We start from the raw sequence: 14,156 nt of genomic DNA, 5'->3' as shown, positions 1-14,156 counted from the left end.
GATGCCATCCGTAGCGTTTTATACTTTAGGTTGTAAAGTGAATTTCTATGATACCGAAGCCATTTGGCAGCTATTTAAAAATGAAGGTTACGAGCAGGTTGATTTCGAGGGTCCCGCCGATGTATATCTGATTAATACTTGTACTGTAACTAACACAGGTGATAAAAAAAGCCGTCAAATGATCCGCCGTGCCGTGCGCCGTAATCCAGAGGCTATCGTAGCCGTAACAGGCTGTTACGCGCAAACTTCGCCTGGGGAGATTCTAGATATTCCTGGAGTCGATCTTGTTATTGGTAACCAGGACCGAGATCAGATTATGACGCATGTGAAGAACATTGAAGCCTCACGCCAGCCGGTTAACGCTGTGCGTAATATTATGAAGACACGTGAGTTCGAAGAGATGGATGTACCAGGCTTTGCGGATCGGACGCGTGCGTTTATGAAGATTCAGGATGGTTGCAACAACTTCTGTACCTTCTGTATCATTCCATGGTCGCGTGGGCTGTCCCGCAGTCGTGATCCCAAGAGCATTGTCGCTCAAGCGCATCAATTGGTAGAAGCAGGATATAAGGAGTTTGTACTTACGGGTATTCATACCGGAGGTTACGGCGATGATCTGGATAATTACCGTCTCTCCGATTTGCTGTGGGATCTAGATAAGGTGGATGGACTGGAACGCGTACGTATCAGTTCTATCGAAGCTAGTCAGATTGATGAGAAGCTGCTTGAGGTGCTGAACCGTTCCTCCAAAATGTGCCGTCATCTGCATATCCCGCTACAAGCCGGACATAATGATGTGCTGAAGGCGATGCGCCGTAAATATACGACCGAAGAGTATTACGCCAAAATGCAATTGATCCACCAGGCGATGCCAGATGTGGGAATTACCACTGACGTTATCGTTGGATTTCCGGGTGAGACCGATGAGATGTTCCGTGCAGGTTACGATTTCATGAAAGCTATAAATTACTCCGAGATGCATGTATTCCCTTATTCCAAGCGGACAGGTACGCCTGCAGCACGGATGGAGAATCAGATCGACGAGGAGATCAAAAATGTACGCGTTCAGGAACTGATTGATCTATCTGAAGAGATGCAATTAGCTTATGCCCGTAAGTTTGTTGGACAGACGCTTAGCGTAATTCCAGAAAGATCAGCCAAGGGTGCGCCGGGTCGCAGTACGCAACATGGTTTCAGTGATAACTATTTACAAGTATTCTTTGAGGGTGAGGATTCACTCCAAGGCGAACTTTGTGATGTGAAGATCACCGAAGCCGGTGTGAATGAATGCCGAGGAGAATTGATCGGGGTAAGTCAGAGCGGTCTTAAGCAGGCTGTTCGTTAAGGAATAGACGTTAGTTAAAAGAAAGCAAAGGAGCAATTCTCCCGTTAATGGAGAATTGCTCCTTTGTGTTTTGGCGTAAGCTGAGGAATGAAACCGCATAGCCGAGGAATAGCTGCTATATGAGAGAGGCATAGCTCTCTCCTAATCTTGCGGCTCTCTATGGGATTACTAGCATGCTTTTTATCAGTTTGAGCATACTTTCGGACCCCAAGGAAAATTTTCCTTGGAAAAGTGGTACATATATTAGCAGTGATTTTGCAAAAAAAGCCAAAACTGCGCCCGTATCGCCCGATAGGTGGGAAATGTGAGAAAGAGGTGTATAAATCCCCCAGATAACGCTCGGAAGGCGCGAAACGACTGAAAGAGGTGTATAAATCCCACAGATAACGCACGGAAGGCGCGAAACGACCAAAAGAGGTGTATAAATCCCCCAGATAACACCCGAAAGGTGGGAAATGTGAGAAAGAGGTGTATAAATCCCCCAGATAAAGCCCGAATGGCGCGGAATGGCTGAAAGAGGTGTATAAATCCCCCAGATAAGGCCCAGAAGGCGCGGAACGACTGAAAGAGGTGTATAAATCCCCCAGATAACGCTCGAATGGCGCGAAACGGCTGAAAGAGGTGTATAAATCCCCCAGATAAGGCCCAGAAGGCGAGAAACGGCTGAAAGAGGTGTATAAATTCCCCAGATAATGCTCGAATGGTGCGAAACGACTGAAAGAGGTGTATAAATCCCCCAGATAACGCCCAAAAGGTGTGAAACAGTTGAAAGAGGTGTATAAATCCCCCAGATAAGGCCCGAATGGCGCGAAACGACTGAAAGAGGTGTATAAATCCCCCAGATAACGCCCAAAAGGTGTGAAACGGCTAAAAGAGAAGCTCTCGCTTACTATCACTACAAATGACTTGTACTACGTCATCTTTTTAACACTTTTATGGACGAAACTGGCATGATGAATCATAATCATTACGCAGAAAAATTGTTTTTTACGAAACTTCTGATGTATTTGATGTTTTTATGCCAACAGCGACTAAGGGAGGTTCGATAGTGACCCAAATGGAGTGCATAAAACGCACCCAAAAAACACCAAATAAAACACCAAATAAAACACCAAATAATGAGCTACTTCTGATAACGAATTCTTAAGCGTAGCGCCAAGAAGTAGTCAGATAAGAGATGGGTGCATCAGCAGCCACTGCAATTCATGGCTTTTGGGGTCCCCTGCATGGTCAAAAAAACATCCGCAGAATCATAACTGAAATTACACCTGCCAGTACAGTGCCGAGTAAACTACGGGTTTTTATCGCGATCCAAAAAGTAGGAATTGCTGCAAAAAGCTCAATATTATTAGCTATAGGTGAGAATTTTCCATCATTCAAGAAGATCTCCTGACCTATTAATGCCGCCATGACAGAGATAGGGACATAATTTAACCAGCGCATTCCCCATTCAGGTAATTCAAAACGGCTTAGAATCATTAATGGAACCACCCTTGGAATGAAGGTCACCAAAGCTGCCCCCAGAATGATCAGCAGAACATCCCATCTTACTTCCATTTTTCAAACACCATCCCTATTGTAGATGCAATAACTGTTGCGATAATCACTCCAACACTACTGGAGAACAAGAAGGAGCTTCCTATAGCTATGATCACTGCAAGGATTGCGACAACTAAATCAAGTCTTATTTTTTTGCGGTCCATCATGGAAATCACAAGGATGCCGATAAACATGGCGGGTAACGCAAACTGCAAACCGAATTGATCCGGATCTGAAATCCACTGGGCCAAAAAAGCACCGGCTATATTTGCAAGAAACCAGTTTAAATAAGCGGTGATGTTAAGTCCGTGCATCCATTGTTCACTGATTCGCTCTTTATTCAAGGTTTGATTGATGGCTACACCGAAGGTCTCATCGGTTAATAAAGAACCAACCAGCATATTTCGCAGTGGAGTAAGATGTCGGAAATAAGGTGAAAGAGCTGCGCTAAGCAAAATATGACGAAGATTAACGATAAAAATCGTAATGATAATGGCCGCAGGCGAGCTGCTTACGGCTATCATTCCAGCAGCTATAAACTGAGCTGATCCCGCGTAAAGAATCAGACTGATTAAGGCAATCTCAGCAATGCTGAGCCCGGCAGTCTTTTGAACAACCCCTGCGGCAAGTCCGATGCTTAAATAACCGAGTAGTGTGGGAATGCAATCTTTTACCCCTTTAAGGAAGCTATCTTCCTGTTTGGGAGAAGGGATTGCCTCTAGTTGAACGTTCTCTGTACTCATCGTAACCCCCTTGGTTCAATAAAGAATGTAGTAGCTAGCATATTACTTCCTTATATATTGATCAACCCTTACCTTTTCATCTAGTCTGAAAGTCCTGAATTTGGCTTTATGGAGTTATAGGGTAAACACTTGGTGTACAATTGTCGATATAAGTAAAAGAGTGTGGGTTTAAACCACCAAACGACATTATAGCCTAAGGGAGAGAACAAATGACTGTGTACAGGAAAATGACGAAAATGCTCCTCATCATGATATTGTTAGCTACTGCGGTTTTTCCGGTAAGTGTCTTTGCAGCTACCGGCGACATCAACTCGATCGAATTCGAAAGCTCAGCCAAAGTGCAGCTTACGGTTGGACAAACGCCAAAGCAACTGAAGGTATATGCGAATGTGGAAGGATCCTCCTCCAAAAGAGATGTGACTGGCGCAGTGGTATGGAATTCTTCTAACACTAACGCTGTAAAAGTAGTAAATGGTCTTTTGACTCCAATAGATAGCGGAAAAGCTATTATTACAGCTACTTATAATCATGCGTTAGCTACTATTGAAGTAGAGGTTTCACATCCGATCAAAGAATTGAAGCTCGAATATAGCTCCGAGGGGAACTATAAGTTGGGTGATGAAGAGGATAAATTGCTGGTTAAAGCCAATGCAATTGGTGGAGATACAGCAACTTCTGCAAAGGATGTAACGGCTGATACCACTTGGAGCAGCTCCAATACAAGCGTATTAACGATTGCAGAAGGTAAGATTACCCTGGCAGGTGAAGGTACTTCAACCATTACTGCTAAATACAAGGACTTAACAGCAACCTTCAAAGCAGTAGTTAAATTGCCTTATTCCGGGATTGAGATTAAGAATGATGATGATATCCTTGTTAAGGAAATTGAAATGCTCGTTGGCGATAATCCGGTGAAAGTAGCTGCGTATACCAAAGAGACTACAAAATCGATCGCAAATGATATTACCGCGAAAGCGGAATGGTCTTCTTCTAATACAAGTGTTGCTACGGTAGATAAGGGAGAAATTAAAGTCCTATCTGCAGGAAAAGCTGTAATTACAGTAGCTTATCTGGGAATTACACAAACAGTGGATGTATATGTACGTGCTCCTTTTGAGGCATTAATGTTAACCCCATCAGGCGATCAATTCTTGTTCATGGGTGAGAGTTTGAACGTTAAAGCAGAGGTTCGGGATGCTGCGAATTCCACTCCGAATGTATCGGGTAGTGCAGTATGGACTTCAGACAATCAGCTCGCGGTAACGGTTACTGCGGGAAGTGATACTGCAGCAGTCACTGCAAAAGCAGTGGGAACTTCGACTGTTAAAGCAGAACATATGGGCGTTAGTAAGAGCTTTAAAGTAACTGTATATCCAACGATTACAAACCTGGAAGCTGATAAGATGGAGCTGGATATTTTCACAGAGGATTCCGTAAGTTTGCCAAAGGTAAACGGAACCAAGCTGGACGAAACGAAGCTAGATCTCAGTCAAGAAATCGAATGGACTTCTGCCAACGATGAGATCGCCACCATCAAGGACGGCAAGCTTGTTGCTGAAGCAGCTGGTACTGTTAATATTGTCGGCAAAATAAAATCCGAGAACCCTACCTCTTCCAAGGCGGCAATCCGAGATAAAAGTGTTGTAGTGAGTGTTACAGTTAAGGATAAGGTACATATCTTGCTAGGACCAGAGGAGAACTTTGTGGTTGTTACTGGCGAAGAGAAGGCCGTTCCTGAAGTAAAAGCTGTGATGGAAAATGGGAATGAACTTGATGCTACTGGCACTATGGAATGGGAAATTACTGGTACGAATGCAATTATCAAGACAACAGCTTCCGGTAAGGTAATTAAAGGATTGGTAAAGGGCTCTGCAACTTTAAAGGGAACCTACGCTAATAAGACGATCAGCATCCCGGTGACCATTGAACAAAAGGTTACTAAGCTTGTTGTAGAACCAAATGCGATCGAACTGAACATTAAAGGCTCTAAATCTATAAAGGTAACGGCTTACTACTCAAACGGCAAGACGGGGAATATTTCTAGTAGCATGAACTGGGAGTCCTCGAATGAGGCAGTTGCAACGGTTAAAAGTACATCCGTTAAAGCTATAGCTGAAGGAACAGCAACGTTATCAGGTTCTTATCAAGGGATTGCGACTAGTGTCAAAATTAATGTAGTTCCTAAACTAATGAAGTTGACTGTTAACGAAAATAGACTGAAGATGGCTCCGGGAGCTGTGCAGAATGCAGTTGTGACTGCGCAGTATGATACGGGGAAGACGGCCATTGTTACTGGAAGTGCAGCGTGGACCAGCTCTAAGCCTTCTGTAGCAAGAGTATCTGCTAGCGGGCAAATTGTAGCTGTGAGCAAAGGGACGGCATCTATTAAAGGTAAGATTGGCACCAAGACAGTGACGGTAACCGTTACGGTGAAATAGATAGAGCAAGCTATTTGTATTAAAGATCTTGGGGTCTGCAAAGCCAACATCATGTTGCTTTGCAGATTTTTTTATTTTAGTCTATAGTAATTCCGACTATTCCGATGTATAATCACATAAAATAAAGAAGACGCGTTGGGGGAGATGAAAAAGATGGCAAAACAAAAGGTGTTATCGATCAAGACCATTGTAGCGATTGGTATCGGTTCTGCTTTATTCGTTATATTGGGCAGGTTCGGTTCGATTCCATCCGGAATTCCAAACACTAACATTGAAACTACATACGCTTTACTAGCATTGTTCGCACTGTTGTACGGTCCGTTTGCCGGATTACTTATTGGCCTGATCGGCCATACATTGAAGGATGCAATTTTTTACGGTTCCCCTTGGTTCAGTTGGGTGATCGCTTCTGGAATTGTTGGTCTCGTCATTGGTCTGCTGGTGGCTAGAATTGGGATTCATGATGGGGAGTTCGGACGAAAGGAACTGATTCGTTTTAATCTGGCTCAGATTGTAGCGAATGCAATCGCCTGGTTCTTAGTAGCACCTGTACTAGATATTCTAATCTATGCGGAACCAGCGAATAAAGTATTCACTCAAGGACTTATCGCCGGAGCATCCAATATAGTCACTGTGGCAGTGATTGGCTCACTACTTGCAATTGCATATGCTAAGACAAGAACGAAGCAAGGCAGCTTGACCAGAGAAGCCTGAGTAGCATATAATCCAAACCAAAAGCCGGTGGAGATCACCGGCTTTTTTATGGCTATTGAACATCTAATGGTTGTGAATATCTTCAAACGAAGCTAAGAGGAAGGTCAAGGATGAGAAAAGCAGTGATTGAATTTAAGGATTTCAGTTTTCAATATCGAGCACAGCAAGAACCTACACTCACAGGTATCAACTTAACGATTGCCGAAGGGGAAAAGGTGCTTATCGTAGGACCCTCAGGCTCTGGAAAAAGTACGCTGGCTCATTGTATAAACGGACTCATCCCTTTTGCCTATAAAGGTGAAATGTCTGGATCATTGCAAATTATGGGTCAGGAGCAGAAAGAACTAAGTATCGCAGCATTGTCGGATCAGATAGGGACAGTATTGCAAGACCCGGACGGACAGTTTGTGGGATTAACGGTTGGAGAGGACATCGCCTTCAGTCTGGAGAATCAAGCGGTTCAGCAGGCTGAGATGAAAGAAAGAGTAGTAGTTGCGGCAACAGCGGTGGATATCCAAGATTATTTGGGATCTTCACCTCAGGAACTGTCCGGCGGACAGAAGCAGAAAACAACCTTAGCCGGTGTTCTGGTTGGTGATGTGGACATCCTGCTGTTTGATGAGCCTTTGGCAAACTTAGATCCATATACCGGCACAAAAGCGATAGAGCTCATTGACCGAGTGCAAAAAGAGACCGGCAAGACAGTTATTATTATCGAGCACCGACTAGAGGAAGTACTGCACCGTGTGGTGGACCGCATTATTGTGATCCATGACGGACGCGTAGCGGCGGATATGCCTTCCGCTGAGCTGTTAAGCACTGAGCTACTTTCAGAGGTAGGTATTCGGGAACCTCTTTATTTGGCGGCTTTAAAGTATGCAGGTTGTACGATTACATCAGATATGAATCCACAGCATATAAACGATATTCAGTTGGAGGCTTGTTCAAGTAAACTTAAAACCTGGTATGACAACAATAATGCGCGACAGGATAAGGTGGATAGTCCACCTATACTTGAGCTGCGAGATATTTCTTTTGGATACGTGAGAAATCAGCCTGTGCTGCATAAGCTTAACCTTTTCATCAATAAAGGAGAAATGCTTTGTATTGCTGGTCGAAATGGGGCAGGAAAATCCACGGTATCTAAGCTAATCTGTGGATTTTATAAGCCCACCTCCGGATCGATACTGATGAACGGAAGAGACATTGCCAAGGATACGATTAAGGAGCGGGCAGCGCGGATCGGTTTCGTGATGCAGAATCCAAATCATATGATTTCTAAGACGCTCTTATATGATGAGGTTGCGCTAGGCCTTAAGTTACGAGGCGTGTCAGAGGAGCTTATTCGTGAGCGAGTGCATCATGTTTTGAAAATATGCGGTCTATATGCTTTTCGTAGCTGGCCGATCTCGGCGCTCAGCTATGGTCAGAAAAAACGTGTAACTATTGCGTCTATTATGATTCTAGAGCCGGAACTCATCATTTTGGATGAGCCGACTGCAGCTCAGGATTATAGGCACTATAACGAAATGATGGAATTCCTTCTCACGCTGCGGGCGCAGGGAATGACGGTCATTATGATTACGCATGATATGCATCTTATGCTGGAGTATGCTGATAGAGCTGTAGTGTTATCTGATGGAGTGAAGCTTGCGGATGACAGACCAGAGCGAGTATTAACCAATATAGAAGTAGTAAGGAATGCTAACTTAAAGGAAACCTCACTATTTACATTGGCTATGAAGGCCCAATTGGATCAGCCAGAAGAGTTTGTAAGAAGATTTATTGCATATGATAGGAGGAGCCGGGGCGGATGAAGGCCACAATGTTAACTTTTACGAAGCAGGATTCACCTATTCACCGTCTTACAGGCGCCACTAAGCTGATTTTATTTATAGTATGGTCTGTGACAGGGATGATTACATATGATACAAGATGTCTGATAGTGATGCTGCTATTTAGTTTAATTGCCTTTAGAATCTCTAAAGTTCAATTTCAGGATTACGCCTTTGTACTATATTTTATCTTGATATTCTTTATTCTTAATCATATAGCTATCTTTATTTTCTCTCCTTTGGAAGGTGTGAAGGTTTACGGTTCACGTCATGATATTGTTCATCTTGTAGGTCGGTATACCGTTACATGGGAGCAACTATTCTATCAATTAAATATTGCACTTAAATATGCAGTAGTAATTCCTATGGCGTTATTGTTTCTTTTAACCACAAATCCCAGTGAATTCGCAGCATCCTTAAACCGGATTGGTGTGAACTATAAAATCGCATATTCTGTATCGCTCGCGCTGCGGTACATTCCGGATATCCAAAGAGATTATGAGAATATATCGTTCTCTGCTCAGGCACGAGGAATAGACATCTCTCGAAAAGAAAAGCTGCCTAAGCGGCTTAAAAATATCATTTCGATTCTTATGCCCTTGATTCTGACTAGCATTGAGCGAATTGAGAATATTAGTACGGCTATGGAATTACGTGGCTTTGGAACTAAGAGCAAACGGACTTGGTACAGCAGTCGTCCGTTCTCCAAAAACGATTATATTGCCTTGATCTTATTCGCTCTGATCGCAATATCCTCGACAGTAATTACATTTTACGATGGATCGCGGTTTTATAATATTTTCGATTGAAGTATAATAGTACAGTTGTGGAAAGTTTGGGTTTTAGGCGTTACAGTATATCGTTACGATTGAAGACGTTTCTCCAGTCTTGACCATACAGGCAGGTAACATAATGGGAGTGCGATTAGCGAGCATACTACATTAAAAATAGTCTGTGCATGGGCGATTTGTGAGGCGACCCCTCCGCCAATCCATGCAGCAGTTGCTTGTAGGGGCCCGATAAGTGGCAGGAATAACAACGCTCCGCCAATGTTAAGGGCTACATGCGACCAAGCGACGAAGACACCAGATGATGAGCCGCCGATGGAAGCAATGACAGCTGTGACGCAGGTGCCGACGTTAGCACCGAGCACGATGGCTATGCCGAGCTCTGGGGGCATGGCACCCGAGGCAGCAATGCTCATTGCCATGGCAATAACCGCTGCACTGCTATGTAGCAGGGCTGTTAGACAGGCGCCAGCGGCTAGTCCCCACAGGACACTTGTGGCAGCATGATCCAGGAACCAGAGGAATAGGCCACTCTCCTGAAGTGTCCCGCCGATGGACTGCATGACTGCGATTCCCCATAGGACTAGAGCGAATCCTGATACAGCCAGGCTGATGAATTGCAGCGGTTCTGATATTTTCCGGCACAGTACTGCCGCTCGTGACGTATGCGGTAATTCCCCAGCTATAACGGCTGCTGCCCACAGACTCAGCGAGGCAGCCAGCAGTGGGGAGGCCATGGAGTTGATGTGAAGTCCGATCAATTCTGTGGTCAAAGTGGTGCCGATGTTGCTGCCTAAGATAATGCCAAGTGTACGGGCATAGGTGAGCAGGCCGGCATTCACCATGCCGATCGTGAGCACAGTTACAGCCGTGCTGCTCTGAAGCAGGGCTGACAATACACTGCTTGCGATCAAGCCTTTAATAGGTGTAGAGGTAGCCCTATTCAGGCTTGTAGTTAACAGAGGGCCTGCAAGCTTGGACAACGCGGTTTCCATTAGCTTCATGCCAGCCAGAAAAATGACAAGACCATATATGATAGGGAAAAGCAGATCACGGAACATAGGGCATACTCCTTTGGACGAGGGTTGTACACCAATATATGAAAGTAACGTGTAGGACATGTATAAAATCATTTTTAGAAAAACAGGGAGTTGAAGTCATTGGCATCGGTTATTTTAGAACGCAATCGCAAAAAGAGACTAGAACAGGGCCATCCATGGGTCTACGCAGGTGAAGTGGCATCAGTAGAAGGAAACCCGGAAGCAGGGGGATTGGTTGATGTCCTTAATCATCAAGGTCGGTTTCTGGCTGTAGGATATTACAATCCAGCATCACAAATTCGGGTGAGAATTGTATCACAGGGACCTTTGGCTATCATGGACACCGCTTTTTTCGCTGAGCGGTTCGAAAATTGTCTGCAGCATAGAAATCGGTTCCTGCCGGGAGCAGATGCTTACCGTTTGGTATATGGTGAAGCGGACTTTTTACCAGGGCTTATTGTGGATCGGTTCGGGGATATTCTAGTTGTGCAGCTGCTTACACTCGGAATGGACAAGCGCCGTACAGAGATTGTTGAAGCACTTGTACAGGTTATGGCACCGCGTGGTATTTATGAACGCAGTGATGTTAGCGTGCGCGAGCTGGAAGGGATGGAGCAGACTACAGGGGTGCTATACGGGGAATGTCCACGGCATGTTACTGTAAGTGAGAATGGCTTGAAGCTGGTAGTAGATATCGAAGAAGGCCAGAAGACAGGTTATTTCTTTGATCAGCGTGAGAATAGAGCATCCATTGCGCCACTCATGAAGGGCTGGGGTGGACGAAGCGGCATAACACTGCAAGAAATCGAAGCAGAAGATGGCTCGCTACAGAATTTGCCGGTAAATAAGAGTGGTAAACACGTAACCTTCCCTTATTGGGACGGTGCTACAGTGCTGGAATGCTTCTCACACACAGGCAGCTTCACTCTGCATGCATGCAAATATGGCGCGAAAAAAGTAACCTGCCTAGATGTTTCCGCTCATGCTATAGAGAGTGCGAAGGTCAATGTGGAGCTGAATGGCTTTAGTGATCGAGTGGAATTTGTAGTGGATGATGCTTTTGCCTATCTGCGCAATCAGGTTAAGGGGCTGGAGGAACGTTCAGAGCGGGCGACGGTTGCAAGCGGAACAGAATCAACAGCAGCGACTACAAATGCTAAATCTGGGGGCAAAGCAACCAAAACCGATACCTCCAAACCGATGACAGCAGGTGGAGGCAGAACTTGGGATGTAGTTATCCTAGACCCTCCAGCGTTTGCCAAAACTAAAAGTGCAGTAGCAGGTGCATGCCGCGGTTATAAGGACATTAATCTGCATGGCATGAAGCTGGTAAATGAAGGTGGATATTTGGTTACCGCAAGTTGTTCTTACCACATGCAGCCGGACCTATTCCTCGAAACGATTGCAGACGCAGCAAAAGATGCTGGTAAAGTATTGAGACTTGTGGAATGGCGTGCCGCAGGGAAAGACCATCCGCAGATTCTAGGCGTTAACGAAGGGCATTATCTGAAGTTTGCAATTTTTGAAGTGCGGAGTAAGAAATAAGCTGGCTGTTCACATATAGGTAATGGATTTTAATCCGTAAAAGGAGTCCTCATTTGAGGTCTCCTTTTACGGATTTTTTGTTATGTTCTGAAAAAGTTGAATTCGGGATTAACAAGATTTGTCCGCTTAGTCCGAAAAGTTGCCAAAACAGCACGAAATTCATGAATAGCGACTCCTGAGTCCGAATGTAATCCAGAAAGTATAAGCCGCTGTAATGCGGCTTATACTTTATTTTGAAGGAAGTCACGATCAAGCTTAATTTTGGCCCTCGGGTACATCACTACTCAGAAAATTGTAAGGTAATATCGCCGTTATTTGTATAAGCAGATAATTTTTTCGAACCATTCTCTTTATTGGCAGGCAAATTGCTATCACCTTTCTTTACCTTGCTTAAGATCGCGAAATCATCATATGACCCTGAAATTGAACCGCTAATATTTCCGTTTTTTGTTTCAAGGGTTATAGCCGTCCCTACATTCAATTTGTCCAGTTGGATATTTCCGTTATTTATGTTTACTTCCACTGTCCCTAAAAACATGATTGTTGGTAATACGATACTTTCATTTGATGTTTTTAAACTCAAATTTTTTAAAGTTGCATCAGGTATCCATACCTGAATAGTTCTGGTTACTTGCGAGCCTTTTCCTCCGATATAGTCGTTCCATTCCTTATTACTGTCACTTACCATTGACAGTTCTTTATCGTCAGATAGATCAATCTTGTAAAAATCTTTCTCACTTTCATAGTAAACAATATGAATTTGTTCATCTTTAGATTGGAGGATATTTATTTTTTTATCTTTTACATCAATTGTTAAGGTATCAATCTTTTGGGCAGGTATGGTGTAATTTTTTTCCTCCATGGAAGTGGAGTCGGAGGAACATCCTGCTAATGATATCAATAGTGTCAGCAATATGCCTATAGTAGTTAGTGATTTTTTTGCAGTACTTTTCATTATAAAACGCTCCTTCGTTAAATCATTTTTCTTTTAAATATAGCCTGTCCTACCAATGCCAATCTTAAGCTGCTATGCAGACAAGTTCCGATATGCAACAAAGCAGTAGAGTTGAACAAATGATCTTGAAAAAGTCTACCAAATATGTTGCAAGGGTTAGATTGGAATAAATACACAAAATGATAGTCACTAAAGTAGGATCTGTCAGCCAACCATACCAATATGACTGCATAGACAGCAATAAATGTTTGATAATCCTTTGATACATGGTTTAGTTCTTCATGTTTGCCTTCCTTTCTGGTAATAAATTCATTTTGTATTTCGTTGCGTTTATCAGTCGCATATGTTTTAATCATCATAAACTTTTGTGTTACAAAAAGGTCAAGAGGGTAGATATGAAGAACTATTTTACAATTAAGCAAGCAGCAGAGATCGTAGAGATGACCACTGAGACCTTGCGGCACTATGATCGTATTGGATTAGTCAAGCCATGCCATAAAGATGAATTATCGGGATATCGATACTATTCCGAGCAGGAGCTCGTAAAGCTGCAAACCATTGAACTGCTTAAAGCAATGGATCTTACTTTAATGGATATTAAAGATATTTTGCAGCAGAATGATCTCTCTAAAGTAATTGCATTTCTAAAACAAGCAGAAAAAAGAGCAGACGATAAAATTGCTCGTCTACAGTATGCAAAATCGAAAATTAAACGTGCCTATCTACATTATGAAAATAAGTTCCACGACGGTTATAGTCAAAGTGAAAATTACTTTGTCAGACATATAGAGGAAAGGGTAATTATGCTTTCGAATAAAATGGAAAGCCCCACACTTAAGAATTTATGGGACTATCACAGACATTTCTATCAACAAATTGAAACGTCTCTACATTCAGAATTTCTGTTTGAAGATATGGCAGGAATGTTCACGACTGAAGGAATAACACGATTATTTGCTGTTTGCTTGAAATATCCGTCTTTAGAGGGGCTGACTGTACTACCAGAAGGGGACTATCTGTGTGCAATTTGTACCGAAGAGAATAAGGATGCTGTATTACAAAAGTTACTTGAAAGGGCGAAGACGGAATACGATGTGTGTCCAGATTTTGTTCTTCATAACATTATTGTGACTGGAATATTGCAGTGGGATTATCAGATACAACTGTTCATTAAGAAACGCACATGTTAGATTGAAAGTCGCTAATTTAGCGGC

The 14,156-nt window shown here is 43.4% G+C and carries 12 protein-coding genes; 7 read left to right on the top strand and 5 right to left on the bottom strand.

The window, feature by feature from the left end:
• The first annotated feature begins 1 nt into the window (after window position 1).
• A complete protein-coding gene (gene mtaB, locus NSU15_RS23460; RefSeq protein ID WP_339287716.1) occupies window positions 2–1,345 on the top strand; it encodes a tRNA (N(6)-L-threonylcarbamoyladenosine(37)-C(2))-methylthiotransferase MtaB in 1,344 nt (447 codons plus the stop codon).
• A gap of 157 nt (window positions 1,346–1,502) precedes the next feature.
• On the opposite strand, the gene NSU15_RS23455 is transcribed toward mtaB, so the two are convergent.
• The 3 genes from NSU15_RS23455 to NSU15_RS23445 all read right to left on the bottom strand — a co-directional run bounded on the left by NSU15_RS23455 (window position 1,503) and on the right by NSU15_RS23445 (window position 3,627).
• Window positions 1,503–2,198 (bottom strand): hypothetical protein, encoded by a 696-nt coding sequence (locus tag NSU15_RS23455; protein ID WP_339287714.1) that lies wholly within the window; start codon window positions 2,196–2,198, stop codon window positions 1,503–1,505.
• A gap of 377 nt (window positions 2,199–2,575) precedes the next feature.
• The gene (locus NSU15_RS23450; protein WP_076117335.1) at window positions 2,576–2,902 is read right to left on the bottom strand and encodes an AzlD domain-containing protein; all 327 of its coding nucleotides are present in this window, start codon (window positions 2,900–2,902) and stop codon (window positions 2,576–2,578) included.
• Entirely contained in the window at window positions 2,893–3,627 is a 735-nt protein-coding gene (locus NSU15_RS23445) for an AzlC family ABC transporter permease (protein ID WP_339287712.1), read from the bottom strand. The genes NSU15_RS23450 and NSU15_RS23445 overlap by 10 nt, the downstream gene beginning before the upstream one ends.
• A gap of 227 nt (window positions 3,628–3,854) precedes the next feature.
• Here NSU15_RS23445 and NSU15_RS23440 point away from each other — a divergent pair, with 227 nt between their 5' ends.
• The 4 genes from NSU15_RS23440 to NSU15_RS23425 all read left to right on the top strand — a co-directional run bounded on the left by NSU15_RS23440 (window position 3,855) and on the right by NSU15_RS23425 (window position 9,423).
• Complete coding sequence (locus tag NSU15_RS23440; RefSeq protein WP_339287711.1) at window positions 3,855–6,065, top strand: hypothetical protein; 2,211 nt, start codon at window positions 3,855–3,857, stop codon at window positions 6,063–6,065.
• 153 nt (window positions 6,066–6,218) lie between these two features.
• On the top strand, window positions 6,219–6,779 hold the full coding sequence (locus NSU15_RS23435; RefSeq protein WP_042130357.1) for an ECF-type riboflavin transporter substrate-binding protein: 561 nt from the start codon (window positions 6,219–6,221) through the stop codon (window positions 6,777–6,779).
• 110 nt (window positions 6,780–6,889) lie between these two features.
• Window positions 6,890–8,596 (top strand): ABC transporter ATP-binding protein, encoded by a 1,707-nt coding sequence (locus tag NSU15_RS23430; RefSeq protein WP_339287709.1) that lies wholly within the window; start codon window positions 6,890–6,892, stop codon window positions 8,594–8,596.
• Entirely contained in the window at window positions 8,593–9,423 is an 831-nt protein-coding gene (locus NSU15_RS23425; RefSeq protein ID WP_339287708.1) for an energy-coupling factor transporter transmembrane component T, read from the top strand. The genes NSU15_RS23430 and NSU15_RS23425 overlap by 4 nt, the downstream gene beginning before the upstream one ends.
• A 53-nt stretch (window positions 9,424–9,476) precedes the next feature.
• Here NSU15_RS23425 and NSU15_RS23420 read toward each other — a convergent pair whose 3' ends face one another.
• Entirely contained in the window at window positions 9,477–10,463 is a 987-nt protein-coding gene (locus NSU15_RS23420) for a Na/Pi symporter (RefSeq protein ID WP_339287707.1), read from the bottom strand.
• Window positions 10,464–10,562: 99 nt separating this feature from the next.
• On the opposite strand from NSU15_RS23420, the gene NSU15_RS23415 reads away from it, so the two are divergent.
• Complete coding sequence (locus NSU15_RS23415) at window positions 10,563–11,987, top strand: class I SAM-dependent rRNA methyltransferase (RefSeq protein ID WP_339287705.1); 1,425 nt, start codon at window positions 10,563–10,565, stop codon at window positions 11,985–11,987.
• A 280-nt stretch (window positions 11,988–12,267) separates the two neighbouring features.
• On the opposite strand, the gene NSU15_RS23410 is transcribed toward NSU15_RS23415, so the two are convergent.
• Window positions 12,268–12,942 (bottom strand): DUF4097 family beta strand repeat-containing protein, encoded by a 675-nt coding sequence (locus NSU15_RS23410; protein ID WP_339287704.1) that lies wholly within the window; start codon window positions 12,940–12,942, stop codon window positions 12,268–12,270.
• A gap of 395 nt (window positions 12,943–13,337) precedes the next feature.
• Between NSU15_RS23410 and NSU15_RS23405 the strand changes: the two genes are divergently transcribed.
• Window positions 13,338–14,132, top strand: coding sequence for a MerR family transcriptional regulator (locus tag NSU15_RS23405; protein WP_339287703.1), 795 nt, complete (start codon window positions 13,338–13,340; stop codon window positions 14,130–14,132).
• The last annotated feature ends 24 nt before the right edge of the window (window positions 14,133–14,156 follow it).

Source organism: Paenibacillus sp. FSL E2-0201, assembly GCF_037963325.1.
GTDB lineage: Bacteria > Bacillota > Bacilli > Paenibacillales > Paenibacillaceae > Paenibacillus_AQ.
The sequence above is the reverse complement of the archived record's forward strand: the minus strand, read 5'-3'. Positions and strand labels throughout refer to the sequence as shown.